The sequence below is a fragment of the Brevibacterium sp. SIMBA_078 genome, from assembly GCF_046534565.1.
Taxonomy (GTDB): Bacteria; Actinomycetota; Actinomycetes; order Actinomycetales; family Brevibacteriaceae; genus Brevibacterium.
Map to the genome: position 1 here is coordinate 1 of NZ_JAWRYQ010000365.1, position 257 is coordinate 257.

Here is a 257-nt window from a genome sequence, read left to right on the forward strand (position 1 = left end):
GACGGGTCGAATGATTCCAAAAAAGGCTAGAGCAAACATTGCAGCGCATTTCAACGGATCCTGTAATTTACCACTATCATTTTCCAGTACCCTTCGAATAAGTGCAGCTACTAATTTTCGATCTAGGAAAACAGAACGTGATGAAGTCAGCCCCATCTGTTTTCTATTAACAGGCATATATTTTTCAAAAGCTTCTTCAATAACACCTGCTTTCCAAACTAATGTAGCATAATCCGTTTCTGGCTTATACTCAGAAG

Annotated in this window: 1 protein-coding gene; it reads right to left on the minus strand. The window is 38.9% G+C overall.

Annotation, left to right across the window (positions count from 1 at the left end; genetic code table 11):
- On the minus strand, positions 1-257 hold a 257-nt coding region (locus SB749_RS20050; RefSeq protein WP_410711853.1), incomplete at both ends, for a hypothetical protein.